Origin of the sequence: Paenibacillus sp. MER TA 81-3, assembly GCF_023713585.1 — a bacterium.
In the GTDB taxonomy this organism is placed as follows: Bacteria; Bacillota; Bacilli; order Paenibacillales; family Paenibacillaceae; genus Paenibacillus_B; species Paenibacillus_B profundus.
Genome location: NZ_JAMAWB010000003.1, coordinates 299471 through 319816, shown reverse-complemented (window position 1 = coordinate 319816; position 20346 = coordinate 299471). Strand labels below are relative to the sequence as shown.

Here is a 20346-nt window from a genome sequence, read left to right as displayed (position 1 = left end):
CAGCAGCCAGTTTACCATGCACTTTTTTCATATCATCTCTCCTATCTTGAGTTTTGAACCACTCAGGTGATTAAACATTGACTTGACCTTATGTAAATATTGCATGTTGTTAATAATGTCGGAATTTTCATGAATCGTGTCGAACAATACTTCAATGCATTCATAAGCATTTTTGTGCCTATCCACATTAACAAACATGGTAATGCTTTTCAGTAAGCAATCAACAGATTGCTCGTGAATTCCCGCCAGCTTAAAATATTCGCTTTTTTTCTTGTAGTAATGTGCGTATTCTGTAATAAGGCAAGGGTTGCTTGAATTTTCAATAAAGTCATATTCCCACTGAAATAGCTTTTCGACAGCGCTCAAATTGTTTTGTTGCAGGTATAAATCAAAAAGATCATAAATAATATTGACTTTGTGAGCGGACTTTTCCAAGCATTGTTCCAATTGATTAATGGCTAAATCAATGTGGCCTTTTTTTCCGTTTAACTTAGCTGTCATAAAATCTGCGTTTTCTTGTACAAATGGGAATTGGAACGTGCAGTATTGCTGGAGATATCGTTCCGCCATGTCGTAATTGTTCAAAAAATAGTGTGAAAAGGAAATGAAAGAAATAGAATGTGCTTTGATGGCGCTGTCAGTTGTATCCAATATTAATACTTGATTGCAATATTCAATAGCTTCTTTGTATTCTTTCAAATGATACGAATGGGCACCCAACTTGTAATAGAGTGTAATCTGTTCTTCCAATGAAAGAAATTGAACATAATGCGTAATGTTTTTTCCTGTATAGTAGGTCGTCTGCATTTTGCCGAAATCATCGCGTTCAATTAAATATTCCTGTAGCAGCGCCTTGGCGAAGTACGTTTGAATGCCGTGAGTGCGAGCGTATTTTATGATGAGCTTGTACAGGGAAAGTCTGACTGTTGGCGCATCCTCAATGGAACCTGTGAACTTATACAGTTCATCCACTAATCCAATACTGTCTTTTTTTTCGTCACGAAGAAACTGAGCGGCAATCTTAGTGGATAAGGACGGAGCGCTGGTTATGGACTCTTTCAAGATGGACATAAGCACATCAGCTCTCTGCTCAACGGAGAGATATAATTCGACAATGTTTGGATATGCGATATCAAAGACACTTAAAAGGGCGTGCATCGTTTTAAATTCCGGGCGCTTCGTTTCGCCGTTCTCGATTTTAGAAGTGATGCCTTTGGCGACTCCTGTCATAGCCTCTAACTGGACTAATGTTAAATTGGCCTCTTGTCTGCATGTTCTGATGAATTCGCCAATAGTTGTAAATTGAAGCGACTCAGCCTTCATATCATCACCTCTTCAAACCTATAGGTATCATTACGTCAACGATACCAAATAATGTCTGATAAGTAAATATCCTTTGGTCAAATAATGTCGGATGGTAAGTGCAATTATCTTGTTTGCAGCTGCATGAGCCATGACAGAACCCATATTCCCTTGCCTCCTCCTCTATTGGATTTAGTCATTTGAGAGGAAAAGTGATTTTGAGCAATAAAAGCGGGCTTTCTTCCTGTTCTTTCCTCTCGAGGGAACAAGGAAGGGCCCATTTCTTTTTTTGAGCCGTTATATATGAAATGAAACTTGACTTTCCGCTTTACGTAGCAGGAAATGAGGCTAAGCATATCGAACTTATAAGGTAAGATTTCGTTGCCTCGTTGCAAAGTCATACTTGCAGTTCGTGGCGACGCTAAGGTAAGGAGGATGTAAAGAATGACCACTTCAGATAATAAACATCGGGTTACAGTTGAAATATATGGAACGCAATATAAATTGGTAGGTACAACAAGTAAAGAATATATGCGCAATATCGCCGCTGTGGTGGACGAGCATATGCGGGTCATCTCGAATGCGAGCTCGCGACTGGATACACCGCGCATCGCCGTACTCGCGGCCGTGCACATTGCGGAGGAAGTTCAGAAGATTAAGGATGACCATGCGCGCATCAGCGTATCTCTCCAAGAGCAAGAGCATGCGGGCAAAGCGTTGACACACGAATTGGAACAGCTGAAGTCCGAATCATCGCAAGCGTTAGAGAAGCTCCGTATGGAATCGGGCGCCGAACTTGACAAGCTGCAAGCAGAGCTTACGAAGGAGAAAGAAAAGGTAGAGAAGCAGACTGCCTCGCTCCGGGAGGAAGCAGCGAAGCTGAAGGAAACGAATCGCCAGCTGTCGGAAGAGAAGCGTGCTTCCAACGAGCGACTGCATAAGCTGACGGAGCAGACGAAGGAAGCAGACCGCCGCATTCAATCGATGACAACACGGGAGAATGAGTTGAAGCGCAAGCTGCAGGAACAGGAAGCCAAGCTGAAGATAGCGGTTGACGAGAAGCAGCAAGCAGCCAAGGCACATGAAGCAGCGCTGCAGCAGAAGCTCGCCCAGCAGGAACAGCAATGGCAGACGAAGCTGGATGCCGAGAGACAGCGAACAGAAGAGACGGCTGCAGTCTGGGAGGAACAGTTGGCAGAACAGACGGCCGCTTGGGAAGGTCAGTTGGCAGCGCAGGCGACCGAATGGGAACAGCGGTTGACAGAGCAGAAGGCCAACTTAACTCAAGAGCACACCGCTCAGGTAGTAAAGTTAAAGTCAGAACATGCTCAGCGAGTGAAGCAGCTTACGGAACAGCAAGAAGCGCAAGCTCAGAAGTTGACGCAGGAGCGCGCCAGCGATCTTCAAGCGCTTGAAGCTAAATATACCGCGGAGATGAACCAGCTCCAGACGGAACATAAAGAGCTAGTTCAACAATTGAAGTCATCTCATGGCAATCAATTGCTGAAGTCGAATCAGCGCCACACTACTCAGGTGAAGGAATTGACCGAACAGCATGCGAAGGAGCTGGAACTGGCGGCAGCCGCTCAGCAGGAGAAGCTGGAGCAGGCCATGACTGCGCTGCAGCAACAATTCGATCAGAAGGAGGCGGAGCTTCGCACTGAATTGGAACAGATGGGGGCGAAGCATCGTACTGAACTGGAGCAGGTGACAGCCGCGCACCAGACCGAGCTGGAGAAAGCCGATACGAAGTATAAGAGCGAGCTGAAGCAAGTGCATTCGAAGCATCAGGACGTTCTGTCTCAATTGAACGGGAAGCATCAACAAGAGCTTGAGCAACAGAGCTCGAAGCATCTGAGTGATCTGGAGGAAGTACAGTCCCGCCATCAGAACGAGCTGAACAAAGTAAACTCCAGCCACCAAAGCGAGCTGGATCAATTGAAATCAGCGCTTGGCAATGAACTCGAACAATTGGAGAATACGCATCAGAAAGAGTTGGAACAGGTAAGAGCCCAGCATGCGGAGGATGTGGATACGTTCTCAGCGCTGCATGAGGAGGCGGCAGCCGAACATGAGCAAGCGATGGCCGCGCTGGAGCAATCGTTGCGCGCGGAAGCGGAAGAGCAGATGAAGAAGCCATCTCATCGCATCCATCAGCTCGAAGGGCAATTAAGCCGAGCGGAAGAGCTTGATCGTGCGCGTCTGTTGGAGATGGAGCGGCTTATTCGCGTACGGGACGAAGCTCACGCAGAAGTTGCAGAGCTGCAGGAGCAGCTGAAAGAGGCAGAACAGTTGGCCTCTGCCGAGCGCGATGAACTCATTGTCCAGCATGAGGCGCAGCTTGCAGAGCAGATTCAGGCGGTAAGGGAGTCGTGGAAGCTAGAGGCTGATAAGGAACGCATCAGCTTGCAAGAACAATTCAAACAGGAACGTACTGGCCTGCAAGAACAGTTCAAGCAGGAGCGGAGTCGCTTGCAGGAGCAGTTCGAACAGGAACGAAGCTCATGGATTGCGAAGGAAGAGAAGGAACAGGAAGCCTTCAACGAATTGGTCTCCGAGTTGGAAGCGAAATGCCGTCAATTGGAAGCAGAGAAGTTGAACTGGCAGTCTGCAGCCGAGACGATGCAAAGCGCGCAGTCTGAGGCGGCAGCAGCCGTGGAAGCGGCACAGAAAGAAGCGTTGGAGACGGCGGCGCGCTGCGCTCAACTGGAAGAAGAGCAAGAGCTTTACGCGACCGAGCTTGAACAATATGAAGCATACAAGAAGCAGATGAAAGAGCGGGAGAAAGCTTGGGAGGCGCAGCTTGAAAGTGTTCAGGCGCGTGAACAAGAGTGGCGGGAACAGCTCGCCGAGCAGCAAAATAACGTGCAGGAATGGACAGAGCAAAAAGAGAAATGGCAAATGCGTGAAGCAAACTGGCTGGAGCTTGAAAAGAAATGGCAGGCTCGGGAAGAACAGTGGCTTGAGCATTTTGAACAATGGAAAGACGAAGAGCGAAAATGGAAGCAAGCCGAATCTAATTGGAGTGCGCGGGAACAGGAGTGGGCGGAGCAAGAGCAGGATTGGTCACTCGCGTTCAAATCTTGGAACGATGAACGAGCGGAAATGAAACAGCAGTTGAAGGACGTAATGGCTCAATTGGAGCAAGCCAAGGAACAGGTTGGCTTGAACGAAGACATGACGGCTATTCAAGAACAGTTCGAAGTGCTGTCCCATCAATTCCGTCTGTCTCAAGTAGAGCGGGAAATGGAACGTAAGCAAGCACAAGAAACGGAAGAAGTCTACAACAAGCTCAAAGACGAGTACTCGAAGCTGCAATCGGAGTTCAACGAATGGCTGGAATTAATTGAGCAAGATGTCCGTTAAATCGGAATAAAGGATGAATCATGTTACAAGAAATCACAATGTTTTTTGACAACTTATGGAACGGAATCGCAGCGGGAATAATGGCTTGGAATGCGCTCGACTACATTGTCGCCGTAACCGCAATGATATGTATCGCGTGGGGAGCGAAGCGCGGACTGAAAGCCCAGGCCCTCTCGTTGTTTGGTTATATCGTAGCCTTTATCGTCGCTTCACGCTTCTATGATTACTTTATCCCATGGGTAAAGAAGAGGCTGTTTACGACAAGCAATCAAGCAGCAAGCCCACAGCCGCCTGCAGACGGTTCGGGTTCAATATTGTCCTCTGAATTGATGGATACGGTGCATGCGGTGATTGCCTTTGCGCTGCTGTTCTTTTTTGTCCTTGCAGGCTTATGGCTTATCCGCTTTGCATGGAGCAAATTCACCGCCTCCCGGCCGATCCGGACCGTAGACAGGCTTACCGGCGCAGTGCTCGGCCTGATCCAGTTCATATTCCTCTGGTGCATCCTGTATGTGCTGCTTCGGGCATGGCCCGCAGGTTACATCCGTACATGGGTGGAGGCGTCAGTCTGGGTGGATAAGACCGGACAGTGGATTCCGGACGTTATGGTTGAGGCGGTAAAGTGGGCGCAATGGCTATGAGAAAACCTTTTCGAGGCCTTTTGAAATGAGCGGCCGCATTAGAGTAAGATAAGCCGCCGTCTCCTTGAATAAAGGATACGGCGGCCACTGCTGTGCGCTCAGACGTGACTATGGGGGAACCGGTTCATGGGGAGTTAATTACAATGGTTATTCATTTATTCGACGATTAGCATCGACTTCATATCACGGTGACCCGGACCGCACATAATCGTGCATTGGAACTCGTAAGTCCCAGGCTTCTCTGGAGTAATCACTTGTTCCTTGTTATTCGGCTCAAGAGCGAGACCGAGCTCTTTGACAGCTAACCCGTGATTTCCGGTGGAATCCAAAATGATGCGGACCGACTCACCTGCTTTGATTCGATATTCCGATTGGTCAAACTTATAGTTGGTCGCTGTTATGACAAGTTCTGTATCGACGGCAACAGAGGCACTTGCTTGTGAATTCTGTTCCTTACTTCCCCCGCAAGCGACCAGCAAGACGATCATAATGATGAATAGAGATGATAACGTCCAAAGGCTGCTTCGTTTCATGCTCATCCTCCTTTTCCATAACAGTGTAGCTGACTCACTCATTTTTTGCCATTCTTTGTCGAGCAAAAAATACGCATTTGGAGTGATCCGGCATAGGGGTCTGGAAAGGACTGATGGCGTGAAGCGGCAGCCTTCAGATTATTTCGCTTGTCGTCCGGCTTCGAATGGCGTGGCGATTGGGATGAACAAGTCAATCAACCCGATGACCAAGGCCGCCAGAATCGCTCCGAGGATGGTGACTGATACGCCGGCTACAAAGAACTGGGCGACGTAAATGACGAGGGCGCTGATCAAAAAGCCAACGATACCCCGACCGAACGGCGTAACTTTTTTTCCAAAAATGCCTTCGACAATCCAGCCGAACAAGGCAATGATCAAGGCGAGGATTAAGGCACTCCAGAAACCGCCTACGGAGAACATCGGCACAATCCAGCCCGTGATCATCAGCACGATGGCTGCCACAATGAATCGAACGACATGACCTAGAAAATTCATGGACTTTCCTCCTTACTTGTTTGAAGGGTATAGGTTTGTGCAACAATTATTGTAACCTTATCCGCGATAATCATAAGTGGCATGTTCAGACATGAATAGCCATCAATTAGGTGTTCCGATATAATTACAGCGAGAGGAGTCGTGACTAGAATTGGATTCAAAAATTTTAAACACGATGGATTACCATAAAATACTGCAGTCATTGGCGCATCACGCGGCGACCCCTCTGGGCGAACAGGCTGCGTTGGCGTTACAGCCGAGTACCAATTTGGATGAAGTGAAGCGCCGTTTGCAGGCGACAGATGAAGCGATGACGGTAGAACGCCTGAAAGGCGGGGCACCGTTCTCTGGAGTGAAGGATATTCGTGGCTCCATCAAACGAGCTCGAATTAATGCCATGCTCAGCGCAAGCGAGCTGTGGGATATTTCTTCGCTGTTGTTATCTGGAAGACGTGTAGCGCGGCATATCGCAGGTGTTCATGAAGATAATCCGGTTCCGTCGATCCATGAATTGGCACAATCCATAAGTGACCAGAAGGCACTGGAGGAAGACATCCGCCGATGTATCGATGAGCAGGGTGAAGTATTGGATCAAGCCAGCTCTGAACTGGCGACCGTACGCCGTGAGCTGCGCATCGGAGAAACGCGAATTCGCGAGAAGCTGGAGTCCATGATCCGTTCGCAAAGCGCGCAAAAAATGCTGCAGGACCAGTTGGTTACGATTCGGAATGATCGCTATGTCATTCCAGTAAAGCAGGAATACCGCGGTCATTATGGCGGTATCGTTCATGACCAATCCAGTTCGGGCGCCACGCTCTTCATCGAGCCGGAAGCAATCGTAGCAATGAACAACAAGCTGCGGGAGACGAAGCTAAGAGAAGAGCGCGAGATTGAACGTATTTTGTCGCGATTGACCGAGGAAGTGGGTCTTCTCGCCGATGTGCTGCTGTACGATACGGATTGCGTAGAACAATTGGACTTTATTTTTGCCAAAGCCAGACTTGCGCACCAAATGAAAGCATCTTTTCCCCGTATGAATGATCGCGGGTTTATTAAGTTGAAGAAAGGCCGTCATCCGTTAATTCCAATTGAACAAGTCGTGCCAATTGATGTGGAGCTCGGCAATTCATATACCTCCATCATTGTGACAGGTCCGAATACCGGTGGTAAGACGGTGTCGCTGAAGACGATGGGGCTGTTGAGCCTCATGGCGATGTCCGGTATGTTCATTCCGGCGGAGGATGGAAGTCAGATGTGTGTGTTCGATGCGATATACGCCGATATCGGAGACGAGCAGAGCATCGAGCAGAACTTGAGTACGTTCTCCAGCCATTTAACTAACATTATTCGCATCTTGAGCCATATGACGCCGAAGAGCTTGGTATTGCTTGATGAGCTGGGTGCGGGTACTGACCCTGCGGAAGGCTCGGCGCTTGCGATTGCGATTCTGGAGCATATTCATAAGCTTGGCTGCCGAATGGTGGCCACGACCCATTACAGCGAGTTGAAGGCATACGCATACGAACGTAAAGGCATCATCAACGCCAGCATGGAGTTCGATGTTCAGACGTTAAGTCCGACCTATCGCTTGTTGATTGGCGTGCCGGGACGAAGCAATGCCTTTGCCATTGCCGAACGGCTAGGACTGTCGAAGTCCATTATCGAGCATGCCCGCGGCGAAGTGACGGAAGAAGACCTGCGGGTAGAGACGATGATCGCCTCATTGGAAGAGAATCGGCTTGGCGCAGAAGCGGAGCGCGAGGCTGCGGAACGGCTGCGGCGTGAGACGGAGGCGATGCGTGAAGCGTTGGCTGAAGAACGAGCGAAGCTGGAGGCGGATCGGGACAAGCGCGTAGCGCGTGCGGAAGACGAAGCGCGAGCCATCGTAGCCAAAGCCCGTCGTGAAGCGGAAGAGATTATTTCGGAATTAAGACAGCTGGCTCTGGAAGGAGCTCAGGTGAAGGACCATCGCTTGACGGAAGCGCGCAGACGGCTTGATGAAGCGGCGCCGGCAAGCAAGATTGCTGCGAAGACGAAGAAAAGTGTGAAGTCAGTTCGGCAAATCGAAGCTGGCGACGAAGTAATGGTATACAGCTTGAACCAAAAAGGAAGCGTCGTTGAATTGGCAGGGCAAGAAGCCGTTGTACAGCTCGGGATTTTGAAGATGAAAGTTCGTCTCGACGATTTGGAACTGCTGTCGTCTTCCAAGTCTGAAGCCAAGCAGGTGCAATCCGGCACGAACGTGAAGCGCACTCGTGGAGAAAATGTCCGGTCCGAGCTTGATTTGCGGGGAGCTAACTTAGAAGAAGCGATGATGGAAGTGGATCGTTTCTTGGATGAGGCCCTGCTCGGCAACTTGGGTCAAGTACACATTATTCATGGCAAAGGAACGGGAATCCTTCGCACCGGCATTCAAGAATTTTTACGCAGGCATAAGCATGTAAAGAGCTTCCGTCTTGGCAATTACGGCGAGGGCGGCACGGGAGTAACCGTGGCGGAATTGAAGTAATCATTCTTGAAGGTGGGGAGGACAACAGTGGAACATCTAATTGAACAATGGCTTAGCAATCCGTACGTATCGATGTTAGCTTATTTTTCCGTGGCCGTATTCGCTCTGGTGCTGTTGTTATCAGTCTTTGAATTGGTGACGCGTTATAAGTGCTGGGACGAGATTCGCAAAGGGAATATTAGCGTCGCCTTGGCAACCTCGGGGAAAATATTTGGGATTTGCAATATTTTTCGCTTCGGCATCGAAGCGCGGGATTCGTTATACGCCTCATTGACATGGGCGATAATTGGTTATGTACTGTTGCTTGTGGCTTACTTTTTGTTCGGCTTTTTGATGCCGTATTTTAATTTGGACAATGAGATACAGAAGGACAATCGTGCGGTTGGCCTCTTATCGATGGTTATCTCGATATCGTTGTCCTATATTATTGGTGCGAGCATCAAGTAGTGTGATTGGATTATACCGCGGAGGTCATTCATGAAGTACTTATGGGGAACGCTGTTCGCATTAGCCGCGCTATTTGTTGTTATCGGAATTGTGTACTGGATAAATATATAGGCTTGATAAAAAGTGTAAAATGTGTTCAAAAAGTGGACTTTTCAGCACTCAAAAGGACACTTTTGGAACAACCTCTATATAGGGAAGGTTTGATGAACAATGAGCAGCACGACAATCTGTCCTTGGTGCGATACTGAAATTGTATGGGACGAAGTGTTGGGGCCTGAAGAGGAATGCCCACACTGCCATAATGAACTTAATGCATACCGGAGTATGAACGTCATGATCGAACACGATGAAGATGAAGCCGAGGATGCGCGTAACGAGCAGGCATCTGATGCGAATGAAGAACAGCCGGAGGAAAAAGGCTGGTCCAACTTTGGCTGGGATGATGATTCCGTTCTGTATAGCGAACCGGACACGCTGCGCTACCAAGAAGGCGTAGACAAGGTGCTGCACGAGCAGCAGGAAGTGCCAGAGTGCCCGCAGTGCCGTGAATATATGTTGCTTGTCGGCAAAGAAACAATGCCTTCCACACAGTTTACACCTCACATTCCGGAGACATTGAAGCAACCGATTCTTACTGCGCCGTTTCAGCTGGATGTATATGTCTGCACATCCTGCTTTCAAGTATCGAAGGTGCTGGCAGAGACATATCGTGAACCAATAATGGAAAATGTACGAAATACGAAATCAGAATAAATAAGACGCGCGCTTTGGGGTAACTTATAAGCTGTAACGAACTGGGTATAAGAGCGTGATCAAAAGGTGACTTTTTGATCAATCTCTACAAGCCCACGGAAGCGGGGAGGGTTACCTTCGTGAAGGCGCGTCTGGACGGCCAATCTCTCTTGTTGTTGGTCGTATACGGTCTATTCTCGTTGGCGAATGCCCTGTCAGGGACGTTCGTCAACGTTTTTCTTTGGAAAGCGAAGTCGGATTATTCACTCATCGGCTGGTTTGCGTTCAGCCAGCAAATTGCAATCGGGCTCATGTTCTATTTCGCTGGCAAATGGGTTAAAGAAGGCAATAAAATGAATTGCTTGCGCCTTGGTATTTTGCTTGCGGGAATCTTTTACGCCGCAGTATTGTGGATTGATAAAGAGGCGGTTCATTACATATGGCCGCTCGGCTTAACGCTGGGTGCCGCTTCTGGCGCCTTCTGGCTGACCTTCAATGTCGTATACTTTGAAGTGACGGATGCCGCCAACCGGGATTTGTTCAACGGCTGGGTCGGATTTATCGGGTCGGGCTGCGGGATGGCAGCGCCCTGGGCTTCGGGCTTCCTTATCTCCACACTTGGTGATAGTCGTGGCTATCCGATCATATTTACCATATCCCTTGTCGTATTTGTCGCCGCGGTCATTATTAGCTTCTGGCTGCACAAACGTCCGCCGGAAGGCCATTATTGCTGGTCGCTTCCGTTCACTTCGTTACGTCCTCCGCTCAGTCCTTGGCGCGTCGCTCTGCCGGCTCTTGCGTCACAAGGATTACGCGATGGAGTGTTCGCTTTTCTAGTCGGATTGATCGTGTATATTGTCACTACGAATGAACTGAAGCTCGGCAATTATACGCTTATTACCTCTGCGGTTGCATTGGCCAGCTTCTATGTGGCCGGGCGTTTCTTCAAGGTATCATACCGCGCCAAGGGGATGCTGCTCGGGGCGATGGCGATGGCGCTCGCGGTTGTCCCATTATTTTTTCAGATCAAGTACGGGACGCTGCTTGCGTTCGGTATTATGATTTCTCTATTCTCACCGCTGTTCACCGTACCGATGACATCGTCCACGTTCGATATTATGGGAATCGATAAGAAGTCGGTCAGTCAGCGCGTCGAGCTCACTGTACTGCGTGAGTTCGGTCTGCTCATCGGACGGATGGCGGGTATCGCGGCTTTTATCGCCCTGGTCCAGTGGCGGACGAATACTGCGGCGATTGTCGTGTTTCTCACGGTGATTGGCGCAGCGCCTGTGCTAAGCGCATGGTTCATGCAGCCTCTAGTTAAGAATCAGTATGCAAAAAGGGTGCCGGAAGCTACGGGTGATGCAGCAGAAGAAGCTGGGGAAGCGAAGATGAAGCACAAGCTCAAGGAGCAGCCGTAAACCAGCTGCGACACATTAGGCAGCTGGTATTTACGGCATCAAAAACGATATAAGCTTAACAACTAATTCCGTTTTCCTTCCTCTGTTGGATTCTGTACAGTTAAAACAGCGCACGTACACCTCTTTTTGGCCGCTCCATTGGAAGTAGTCCAATGCTTTTCCGATCATTCAGCAGAGTTGCTGTCAAACAGCCCGATCCACTGTATAATATCCAGTCTATATTCTATTCTACAGCCTAATCAGAACATTCTACTACATATATCCAATGAGTTCTTACTTCTGCCGATTGAAGAAAACATCTTAGTTCGACTGATGCTGTTATCACCATACGCAAGAGTCTGGGTGCGGGCCATACGCGCCATTTTGGGCAGCATCGCTTCCTGTTCTTCCAAAAGGTTGGTTGCCTCATCGCGTTACATATTTCCCTAATGCAGGGTACATAATACATTTGGTACCACATTGAAGAGATGGAAGGAGATCATGCCAAATGCAATACGGACAACAAAACCATTTGACCATGAAACCACTGACTGCCAAAGAATTAGAGTATATTGCCGATTCGATATCGAATGAAGATCTATTAATCAAGCAATGCGCCGCAACCGCAGCCAGTTCGACGAATACGACGATTCAGCAAGCTTTGACGCATATGGTGTCCGCTCACCAGCAGCATATGAATATTCTTGTGCAGACATTGCAGCAGCACGCTCAACTGGCCCCGACTCAACCGCAGCAATCGCAATAATATAGTCAAAAGAGCAGGAGGTAACGTTACGATGAACTATACACAAAATAGCGGGTTCATGGCTGAGAAAGATTTGTTATATACGATATTGGCCGATTTGAAACGCACGTCGCGTGAATATGTGACAGGCGTTACGGAGGCGGCGTGCCCGGCCGTCCGGCAAATGTTTACTGATTTGACGAATAGCACGATAAAGATGCAGGGAGAATTGTTCAATTTAATGGAGCAGCACAATATGTATTCTGTGGCTTCGCCGGCGCTGCGGCAGGAAGTGAACAAACAACTGCAGCAACATCAACAAATGCAGACGAAGACGAACCAGTTCGTGCAGCAGAAACTGAACGGCCAGCAGCACAATTACAATAACAACAACTATGTGCAGGGGAATTACCAAGGCGGCGATTCCCACAATTACATGTAATTCAATCCGGTCGATAGCGCCGTCTTTCCATTGCGGAAGGGCGGCTGTTTGCATGTGAGATGCCGGTCCAGATCAGATCCGGATGCACCTGGGAATACGGCATAGGTGGTTCTTGGCAGGAAGTTGTAAAAAGGTGTATCATAATAAGCATATCAACAAAAGCGGCCTTACATATCCAGGTCGGGGGAGGATTTCGTCTTATGAAGGATTTAAGCGAGTTAAACGTTAACATATTGAAGCTGTTAAAAGAGGACGCCCGACGTTCCCCTAGCTTAATCGCGACTATGCTTGGTGCGGAGGAAGAAGAAGTTCGAGCGGCCATCACCGAAATGGAAGAGGATCACGTTATCGTTAAATATGCGACAATTCTGAATTGGAGCAAGGTGAACGACGAGAAGGTGACGGCGCTGATCGAGGTTCAGATTACGCCTGAGCGTGGTCGTGGATTCGAGGGTATTGCGGAGCGCATCTACTTGTTCCCGCAAGTGAAATCCGTCTACCTTATGTCCGGCGCATATGATTTGCTCGTGGAAGTCGAAGGGAAGAATCTGCGCGAAGTGGCTTCGTTCGTATCTGATAAGCTGTCTCCAATTGAAGCGGTGCTTTCGACGAAGACGCATTTTATATTGAAGAAATATAAGCAAGAAGGCATTATTTATGAAGACCGCGAGGACGATCAACGTCTCGTAGTATCCCCGTGAAAGGTGATGTGTCATGATTAAGGAAGAGGATAAGCAAGCGACGCTGCGCTCCATGGGGAATTATATCAATCCACTCGTCAGAGACATTCCGCCGTCAGGTATTCGCAAGTTCTTCGATATGGCCAACGCGAGCAAAGACATTATTACGCTGGGCGTAGGCGAACCTGATTTCTGCACGCCATGGCATGTGCGGGAAGCGTGCGTCTACTCGTTGGAACGGGGACGCACCAAATATACATCCAACGCAGGGATGCCTGAGCTGCGCGAGGCGATAGCCGAATATTTACATGATTCGTTCCAAATCACGTATAACCCGGCTGACGAGCTACTCGTTACAGTTGGAGGTTCGGAAGCGATTGATCTGGCGCTGCGGACGCTCGTATCGCCAGGCGATGAAATATTGATTCCGGAGCCTTGTTACATTTCATATTCGCCGATCGTATCAATTGGCGGCGGTGTGGCGGTCGGGATCGAAACATCTGCCGAGAACCAGTTCAAATTAACGGCTGAATCGCTCAAAGCGAAATTAACTCCGAACTCCAAAGTTCTCATTCTGTGCTATCCAAGCAACCCGACCGGGGGCATTATGACTTATGAGGATTGGCTTCCGATTGCGAAAGTTGTGGAAGAGCACGATTTAATCGTCATTTCCGATGAAATCTATGCCGAACTGACCTATGATCAGAAGCATGTCAGCTTCGCATCGGTTCCGGGTATGAAGGATCGCACGATCGTGGTCAGCGGCTTCTCCAAGGCGTTTGCGATGACGGGATGGCGCATGGGGTATGCGTGTGGACACAAAGAAATTATTGCAGCGATGCTGAAAATTCACCAATACACGGTCATGTGTGCTCCGATTATGGGGCAGGTGGCTGCGTTGGAAGCGTTGAAGAACGGCCATGAAGAGAAAGCTCACATGGTGGAGTCGTATAATCAACGCCGCCGTCTGGTCGTCAAAGGCTTTCGGGAAATCGGCCTTGACTGTCATGAGCCACAAGGCGCCTTCTATGCCTTCCCTTCGATTCAGTCGACGGGACTGACTTCGGAGCAATTTGCGCATCGACTGTTGTTCGAAGCGAAGGTCGCAGCGGTGCCGGGAGACGTGTTCGGCTTGGGCGGAGAAGGCTACATACGCTGTTCCTACGCAACATCTGTCGCGCAGCTGAATGATGCGCTCGATCGCATGGGACGCTTCCTCGACAAGATGAAGCAAGAAATGTGAAAAAAATTCAAATTCAACTAAAATGAACTAGTTTTCGTTCCCTTCGTCTGGTATAATATAACATGTCTCTCAAGGTTGTCCCACCATATGGAACAGATGGATGGACGACTATAGGGATTTCGAGTATCCAGCTGCGAAGGGAGGAAAGGTCACTTGTTTTGTTCGAACTACACCTTAACGACGTATTCACGTAGTTTATTGAGAGAAGATGGATCTCATCCGAAATGGTCGGGCAAAACAAGAAACGTTTCGTCCAAGCTACTTGCGCTAGAGAATGAAATTATTGTTCTTCGCAAGCAAATGGAGCAGATGTTTCAAGAAGAACAGTCGTTCACGGCTGAGAATGTCATCGAAATCAGCAGTATGCTGGACTTGAAAATTAACGAATATATGAAGTCGCATGTCAAGAAGTGACAGCGTGAACGAAGACCCTGCGGGGTCTTCTTTTTTTGCTTGTACCGTTTATGATATAGTGAATTGAGAGACATATGGGGAAAGAGGGGATTACGTGATGCGCAAATGGGGATTCATGGGGGTTCTGCTAACGATGCTTATCCTTGTAAGCGGCTGCGGCGGACCGAAAGCGGATATAACCGTATTCATGATGCCGAAGTCAACAGTGCCGACCGAGATGACGCAAGCGTTGAAAGAAGAGTTGAATAAAAAGTTTGAAGGAAAGTTTACGGTTGATGCCGTTGCATCGCCGATGTACAATTTACAAAAATTGGTTGTTGAATATGCCGCGGGTGACAACGGCATCGTGATTTTGCCGGAAGACGACGTGAAGACGATGGCAATGCAGGGCGGGCATGTCGTATTGGACAACTATTTTGATAAGGAAAAGTATGCGGCAGGAGTTATGGACGGAGTCGTATACGAGAAAGCGGAAAAGGGATATAACGAGTATAAAGGGACGCATCTGTATGCTCTGCCAGCAGAACAGGTGCCGCTTCTAAAGAAGCTAGGCATACAGGAGCCAGGGCTGTTCGTCACGATACCGTCGAGAACCCCGAATGAAGATCTCTCGGTTCAGGTGCTGAAAGCGTTGGCAGAGGAACAGTAATTGTGTAAATAGGACGGATGACAGGTGATGGAGGGAAATAACATGATAATAGGGGTGACAGGAAGCGCCGGCAATGGCAAGACGCCGTTTGCCCTCAAGTATGCGGCAACCTTCGGACGCGAAGGGCTGTATGTCGTTACTCACGATACGCCGCTGCCGGCTGCTACGCCCGCGCCCCCTCACTTCACATGGAAGACCATTCACACCGAATTCGCTTTGCCGACCGTGCTGCATCGCATCAATGAGGAATCCAATCTGTATCGGGCTGATCGGAGAGTGCTTGTCATTGATAGCTTGACGTCGTATTTATGTGCGGCGCATCAACGCTTCATGGAAGAACACGACGGCAGCATCGACGATGGTGATTATATGGAGCTGATGACAGCAGCACGTGAGGAACTGCAGAACGCGTTGTTGTCGTTTCAAGGGAAGGTGTTCGTCATCACGAACGAACCTCCCGGATATACGCCATTCACCGATCCGAAAGAACGATGCTATATAACCCAGCATGCCGCATTGAATCTTGAATTAGCGCGAAGAAGCCATCAATGGTTTCGCTTGAACGCAGGCATTCCGGAGGAGTTAAGTGCAAGAAGATTTCGCGGATAAATCAATGGGAAAGATGGGAGGTCTCAGTTGTGAACAATATATATACGCGGACAGGAGACACAGGCATGACTTCGCTGATTGGTGGGCGGGCTGCCAAAGATCATCTGCGGGTGGATACATACGGCGAGCTGGATGAATTGAATGCGTTCGTCGGATGGGCTGCGGCCTGCTGTCAAGAAGACAGCTATGACGAACTGCGGGAACAACTGGTCGACATTCAACACGAGCTATTCGATTGCGGCTCGGATGTTGCATACGCAGAGACGAAGCAAGAAAGCGTCACGTATAAAATTCATGCGGAGCAGGTGGCGCGCCTTGAAGCTTGGATCGATGCGCATGAGGCGTCGACTCCGGCTATCCGCAAATTTATTTTACCAGGAGGAAGCGAAGTCGCTTCGGCTCTTCATGTATGCCGTACTGTGTGCCGGCGGGCGGAACGCCGCTTGGTCACCTTGTCCCGCCAAGAGACGGTGCATGCAGAAGTGATGAAATACGTTAATCGGCTATCGGATTATTTCTTTGTCGCCGCAAGACGTGCCAACGTAATCGCTGGGGTACAGGACCAGGAATATGTGCGCAGTGCCGAAGTGTTTCGACGTCAAGAACGACATGACTGAATCGAGATTGGACATCGCGGCAGAACTCACTTATGTTGTGCCAGAGGAAGAGGCTGGCATTCAACTGCGAACGGTTCTCCGTTCGCGACTGAATCTGTCCCGGCGTCTGCTTACCCGCTTGAAGACAGTGGAACGAGCGATAACGGTTAACGGCATGGAGCGGTATAACGACCGGCCGCTTACCGTAAGGGACCGTTTGAGCGGCGGAGATGTCGTTCACGTTCAAATTGCGGAAGAAACCGTAGACTATATTGAACCGGAACCGATTCCGGTTGACGTTGTATATGAAGATGATGATATTCTCGTTGTCAATAAACCAGCGGGACTTGTCGTCCATCCGACGAAAGGCTATCCCAATGGAACGTTAGCCAATGGAGTTGTCCATTATTGGAGGCTCAAGGGAGAGCAGACCCGCTTCCGCCCTGCGAACCGTCTGGATCAAGAGACGTCAGGCTTGCTTATCGTAGCCAAGCATGGACATGCTCATCATCAGTTGTCTGATCAGATGCAGAACGATGAAGTATGGAAGCAATACGAAGCGTTCGTATATGGTGTGCCGACTCCACGGGAAGGAACCGTTCATGCCCCGATTGACCGTGACAAGGAGCAGCCGCACCTTCGCGTCGTGACTCCGGACGGATATGATTCAATTACGCATTACGACGTGCTTGAAACGTATAACGGCGAGGCTGCACGGGTATCCTGCCGCTTGGAGACGGGCAGAACCCATCAGATCCGCGTGCATATGCAGCATCTCGGATGTCCGCTGCTGGGAGACAAGTTCTATGCATCGAACGAGTTGGCGCGAACACCGTTCCTGCAGGCTGCGATTGCACCGTTATCCCGGCATGCTCTGCATGCGTCCGAGCTGTGGTTCTTACATCCTATGACGGGTGTGCCCTTGCAGTTTACAGCTAAGCTGCCGCCCGAACTGGAGCAGCTAAGAGAGCGATTGCGTCAAGGATCTGAATCATAAATACTTGCGATAAGATATATAAGTGCGTATTCAAAAAGGGGCTTTTTGAAGAACCTCATAAAGGAGAGAGTACAATGAAGTTGACCGTATATGAATATTCCAAATGCAGCACCTGCCGCAAAGCGGTTAAGTGGCTGCAGGCTCAAGGCATTGAGACCGAATTAATTCCGCTGATCGAACAACCGCCAACCGCAGCCGAGCTCAAGAAGCTTGTAGAAATGAGCGGACTGGAATTGAAGAAGTGGTTCAATACGTCCGGTGAAGTATATAAATCGATGCAATTGAAAGATAAATTGCCGCAAATGAGCGAAGACGAGCAGTTGGAGTTGCTGTCTTCGAACGGAAAATTAATTAAGCGTCCGATCGTGACCGACGGCAAGCGGGCGACAGTAGGCTTTCGTGAAGAGATGTTCGAGAATACATGGACTATTGCCTCCAAGCATTGAGCAGGTATGGTAGAATCAGCTAACCGCGATGAACCGCAATATATGGTATACTGGTAGGCATTGTATTGCGAAAGGAGTTAACACTCATGCTGGAAGAACAACTGGAAGAACATATAGAGACATCTCAACTGCCGCGCATTCTGTTGGTCGACGGGATGGCATTGCTTTTCCGAGCGTGGCATACGGCTTCATTCGCCACATGAAGGACGGGACTCCGACCAATGCGGTATACGGGTTTATGCGCTATTTTTGGGATGCGGTGCAAACATTTGAACCGACCCATATCGCTTGCAGCTGGGATGTGAGCAGCAAGACGTTCCGAGCAGAGCAATATACCCTTTATATACCCCTCAAATCTAGGGGGTAATTAGAAAAGTGATGTTATAGGTAGTATTTTATATTTTCCCATTTAAATTTGGGAAGATTAACTTTGGTTAAATGGATATCTAGCGATAAACTAAACAATATCAGGCTGAATGACTTGAAGTTTGCGAACGCGATGCTCAAAGCAGTTGCGACGTTAATGGGCAATGCTGTAGTGGACCGTAGTTACGAACTTCATTGGCGATGCAGTTAAACTGCATATACTCCTCAATCACATTCAAAAAGCAGCTGATACAGGTGAACGTCATTTTTTAAAATGAGTATTTTCCCATTGGAAGCACAAGTTTGCCGCGGTATTTTGGAAGCAATATCATGCCAATGCCAAATACCGCGACAAACTTGGGTGAAGTGACACAAGCTGACCGCGTTTCTGAAGGACGGACGGCTGGAGATTGATAACAATCGTAGTGAGCGTTCGATCAAGCCGTTTGTGATCGGGCGCAAAAATTGGCTGTTTGCCAATACCCCACGGGGAGCTGCGGCCAGTGCGGCAATTTGCAGCGTGATCGAGAAGGCAAAGGAAAACGGGCTGCATCCGTTTCAAGTACCTGTTCGAGCAATTGCCGCAGCTGTCGGATCTCCAAGCTCCGAAGGCGCTGGAGCCGTTTATGCCGTGGTCATCTTCACTGCCTGATACCTGTCGTACTTCTTAATCTTCATCCATCATACTACGGCTTCCATCTAACTGCTAGGTGGAGCCTATTTGACGTTCACTTTTTTATTTGAGGATTTTGCAGTTATCTAAGCCCTTAAATCGTAAGGGTTTCTGAGCATAGAAAAAGGACTTCACCCCGATTTGGAGAAGTTTTCAAGTGACCAAACCAGAAAACCCAAGGAAGGGAAGTCACTTTGTATATTCTCCAAGAAAGTCTATTTTCCTTTAACGAACTGCAAAAACTCGAATCCAAAGAACGATTGCCTATCTTCTTTAGCGCCTTGGACTTACGATCATACGCCAAGGAATTAAGAAGCGGTTCCTCTCGAGGCGCCGATGGACATTGTAGACAAGGGATTCTTCGTGCTCTGCTTGCAGCGCCACTCGAGAACATTGATACATTCACCGGTCTGCATCGTCGTTTGGATGTGGATCTTCGCTTTCGTTATCAATGTGGACTTCGACTTGATCGGGAAGCCCCTTCAATAGCAACATTAAGCCGAGTTTTTGCTGAGCTAACAAACAAAGGGCTGGCGAAGCGCTTGTTTGAGGATCTTGTTGCACGTTGCAAGCAAGAAGGGATCATCGATGGAAGTCATGTCGCGATCGACAGTGCAGCGATTCATGCCTATGAGAAAAAACAACCGAAGCGGAAAAGTGAGCTGACCGGAAATGCCAACTGGGGTGCGAAGTTCGATTCCTTCGGGAACAAGGTTAAATGGTTTGGATACAAGCTGCATCTTGCCGTCGACACCACGAGTGAGCTGCCCAATTTTGTATCAAAGTCGCTTTCTATGAAAATGAACCAATAACGCTAAAGTTAAATCTCGAAAAAATTAAAAAGGAAGACACCGCGTTTTTTGCTTTACATATTCAAAATATGGGACACCAAAAATCGACATTTTTTCCGTTAAAACTCGAATTATTGCACTTTATGTCGCAAAAAAAAGGTTGAATAATCTCAAACTCTAGGGTATCTTGTTGTTTGACAAGGATTGTTTGCTATTCGCAAATTTGTAGGTTATTACCATTGAAATTTGAATAATCTATTTATTTATGGA

General features: G+C 48.6%; 19 protein-coding genes and 3 pseudogenes. 19 read left to right on the top strand and 3 right to left on the bottom strand.

Annotation, left to right across the window (positions count from 1 at the left end; genetic code table 11):
- Window positions 1-27: 27 nt before the first annotated feature.
- Window positions 28-1323, bottom strand: a complete 1296-nt coding sequence (locus tag M3650_RS05570) for a helix-turn-helix domain-containing protein (RefSeq protein WP_251573079.1) — start codon at window positions 1321-1323, stop codon at window positions 28-30.
- Window positions 1324-1746: 423 nt separating this feature from the next.
- Between M3650_RS05570 and zapA the strand changes: the two genes are divergently transcribed.
- A complete protein-coding gene (gene zapA / locus M3650_RS05565) occupies window positions 1747-4668 on the top strand; it encodes a cell division protein ZapA (protein ID WP_251573077.1) in 2922 nt (973 codons plus the stop codon).
- 20 nt (window positions 4669-4688) lie between these two features.
- The gene (locus M3650_RS05560) at window positions 4689-5309 is read left to right on the top strand and encodes a CvpA family protein (RefSeq protein WP_251573075.1); all 621 of its coding nucleotides are present in this window, start codon (window positions 4689-4691) and stop codon (window positions 5307-5309) included.
- A 155-nt stretch (window positions 5310-5464) separates the two neighbouring features.
- Here M3650_RS05560 and M3650_RS05555 read toward each other — a convergent pair whose 3' ends face one another.
- Entirely contained in the window at window positions 5465-5842 is a 378-nt protein-coding gene (locus tag M3650_RS05555) for a cupredoxin domain-containing protein (RefSeq protein ID WP_251573073.1), read from the bottom strand.
- A gap of 138 nt (window positions 5843-5980) precedes the next feature.
- Complete coding sequence (locus M3650_RS05550; protein WP_251573071.1) at window positions 5981-6337, bottom strand: phage holin family protein; 357 nt, start codon at window positions 6335-6337, stop codon at window positions 5981-5983.
- Between the two features lie 151 nt (window positions 6338-6488).
- Here M3650_RS05550 and M3650_RS05545 point away from each other — a divergent pair, with 151 nt between their 5' ends.
- The 17 genes and pseudogenes from M3650_RS05545 to M3650_RS05465 all read left to right on the top strand — a co-directional run.
- Window positions 6489-8846 carry an endonuclease MutS2 gene (locus M3650_RS05545; protein WP_251573069.1) on the top strand — a complete coding sequence of 786 codons (2358 nt, stop codon included), beginning with the start codon at window positions 6489-6491 and terminating at the stop codon, window positions 8844-8846.
- Between the two features lie 27 nt (window positions 8847-8873).
- Window positions 8874-9293: a DUF350 domain-containing protein gene (locus tag M3650_RS05540; protein ID WP_251573067.1), complete on the top strand. Its 420-nt coding sequence runs from the start codon at window positions 8874-8876 to the stop codon at window positions 9291-9293.
- Between the two features lie 210 nt (window positions 9294-9503).
- Window positions 9504-10046, top strand: coding sequence for a hypothetical protein (locus M3650_RS05535; RefSeq protein WP_233698315.1), 543 nt, complete (start codon window positions 9504-9506; stop codon window positions 10044-10046).
- Between the two features lie 119 nt (window positions 10047-10165).
- Window positions 10166-11446: an MFS transporter gene (locus tag M3650_RS05530; RefSeq protein WP_251573065.1), complete on the top strand. Its 1281-nt coding sequence runs from the start codon at window positions 10166-10168 to the stop codon at window positions 11444-11446.
- Between the two features lie 487 nt (window positions 11447-11933).
- Window positions 11934-12191, top strand: coding sequence for a hypothetical protein (locus M3650_RS05525; protein WP_019421775.1), 258 nt, complete (start codon window positions 11934-11936; stop codon window positions 12189-12191).
- A 31-nt stretch (window positions 12192-12222) separates the two neighbouring features.
- Window positions 12223-12612: a spore coat protein gene (locus M3650_RS05520; RefSeq protein ID WP_019421776.1), complete on the top strand. Its 390-nt coding sequence runs from the start codon at window positions 12223-12225 to the stop codon at window positions 12610-12612.
- 200 nt (window positions 12613-12812) lie between these two features.
- Complete coding sequence (locus M3650_RS05515) at window positions 12813-13313, top strand: Lrp/AsnC family transcriptional regulator (RefSeq protein ID WP_251573061.1); 501 nt, start codon at window positions 12813-12815, stop codon at window positions 13311-13313.
- Between the two features lie 13 nt (window positions 13314-13326).
- Entirely contained in the window at window positions 13327-14535 is a 1209-nt protein-coding gene (locus M3650_RS05510; protein WP_285848322.1) for an aminotransferase class I/II-fold pyridoxal phosphate-dependent enzyme, read from the top strand.
- Window positions 14536-14688: 153 nt separating this feature from the next.
- Window positions 14689-14949, top strand: a complete 261-nt coding sequence (locus M3650_RS05505) for an aspartyl-phosphate phosphatase Spo0E family protein (RefSeq protein WP_019421779.1) — start codon at window positions 14689-14691, stop codon at window positions 14947-14949.
- 97 nt (window positions 14950-15046) lie between these two features.
- Window positions 15047-15598, top strand: coding sequence for a type 2 periplasmic-binding domain-containing protein (locus tag M3650_RS05500; RefSeq protein WP_019421780.1), 552 nt, complete (start codon window positions 15047-15049; stop codon window positions 15596-15598).
- A 42-nt stretch (window positions 15599-15640) separates the two neighbouring features.
- Window positions 15641-16207 carry a P-loop NTPase family protein gene (locus tag M3650_RS05495; protein WP_251573059.1) on the top strand — a complete coding sequence of 189 codons (567 nt, stop codon included), beginning with the start codon at window positions 15641-15643 and terminating at the stop codon, window positions 16205-16207.
- A gap of 29 nt (window positions 16208-16236) precedes the next feature.
- Window positions 16237-16824, top strand: coding sequence for a cob(I)yrinic acid a,c-diamide adenosyltransferase (locus tag M3650_RS05490; RefSeq protein WP_311295028.1), 588 nt, complete (start codon window positions 16237-16239; stop codon window positions 16822-16824).
- Window positions 16817-17800 (top strand): RluA family pseudouridine synthase, encoded by a 984-nt coding sequence (locus tag M3650_RS05485; RefSeq protein WP_251573057.1) that lies wholly within the window; start codon window positions 16817-16819, stop codon window positions 17798-17800. Before M3650_RS05490 ends, M3650_RS05485 begins: the two co-directional genes overlap by 8 nt.
- Window positions 17801-17874: 74 nt before the next feature.
- Entirely contained in the window at window positions 17875-18246 is a 372-nt protein-coding gene (locus tag M3650_RS05480; RefSeq protein ID WP_019421784.1) for an arsenate reductase family protein, read from the top strand.
- Between the two features lie 86 nt (window positions 18247-18332).
- A pseudogene (locus M3650_RS05475) lies at window positions 18333-18589 on the top strand (5'-3' exonuclease); the annotation flags it as partial.
- Window positions 18590-18985: 396 nt separating this feature from the next.
- Window positions 18986-19283: pseudogene (locus M3650_RS05470) on the top strand (transposase domain-containing protein); the annotation flags it as partial.
- 196 nt (window positions 19284-19479) lie between these two features.
- Window positions 19480-20055, top strand: a pseudogene (locus tag M3650_RS05465) (transposase); the annotation flags it as partial.
- Window positions 20056-20346 lie beyond the last annotated feature (291 nt).

Bases quoted from the DNA above. Each gene is read 5' to 3' on its own strand.
- M3650_RS05570 (WP_251573079.1), bottom strand. From the start codon at position 1,323: ATGAAGGCTGAGTCGCTTCAATTTACAACTATTGGCGAATTCATCAGA.
- M3650_RS05520 (WP_019421776.1), top strand. From the start codon at position 12,223: ATGAACTATACACAAAATAGCGGGTTCATGGCTGAGAAAGATTTGTTA.
- M3650_RS05525 (WP_019421775.1), top strand. From the start codon at position 11,934: ATGCAATACGGACAACAAAACCATTTGACCATGAAACCACTGACTGCC.
- M3650_RS05555 (WP_251573073.1), bottom strand. From the start codon at position 5,842: ATGAAACGAAGCAGCCTTTGGACGTTATCATCTCTATTCATCATTATG.
- M3650_RS05485 (WP_251573057.1), top strand. From the start codon at position 16,817: ATGACTGAATCGAGATTGGACATCGCGGCAGAACTCACTTATGTTGTG.
- M3650_RS05535 (WP_233698315.1), top strand. From the start codon at position 9,504: ATGAGCAGCACGACAATCTGTCCTTGGTGCGATACTGAAATTGTATGG.
- zapA (WP_251573077.1), top strand. From the start codon at position 1,747: ATGACCACTTCAGATAATAAACATCGGGTTACAGTTGAAATATATGGA.
- M3650_RS05500 (WP_019421780.1), top strand. From the start codon at position 15,047: ATGCGCAAATGGGGATTCATGGGGGTTCTGCTAACGATGCTTATCCTT.
- M3650_RS05480 (WP_019421784.1), top strand. From the start codon at position 17,875: ATGAAGTTGACCGTATATGAATATTCCAAATGCAGCACCTGCCGCAAA.
- M3650_RS05550 (WP_251573071.1), bottom strand. From the start codon at position 6,337: ATGAATTTTCTAGGTCATGTCGTTCGATTCATTGTGGCAGCCATCGTG.
- M3650_RS05510 (WP_285848322.1), top strand. From the start codon at position 13,327: ATGATTAAGGAAGAGGATAAGCAAGCGACGCTGCGCTCCATGGGGAAT.
- M3650_RS05515 (WP_251573061.1), top strand. From the start codon at position 12,813: ATGAAGGATTTAAGCGAGTTAAACGTTAACATATTGAAGCTGTTAAAA.
- M3650_RS05495 (WP_251573059.1), top strand. From the start codon at position 15,641: ATGATAATAGGGGTGACAGGAAGCGCCGGCAATGGCAAGACGCCGTTT.
- M3650_RS05560 (WP_251573075.1), top strand. From the start codon at position 4,689: ATGTTACAAGAAATCACAATGTTTTTTGACAACTTATGGAACGGAATC.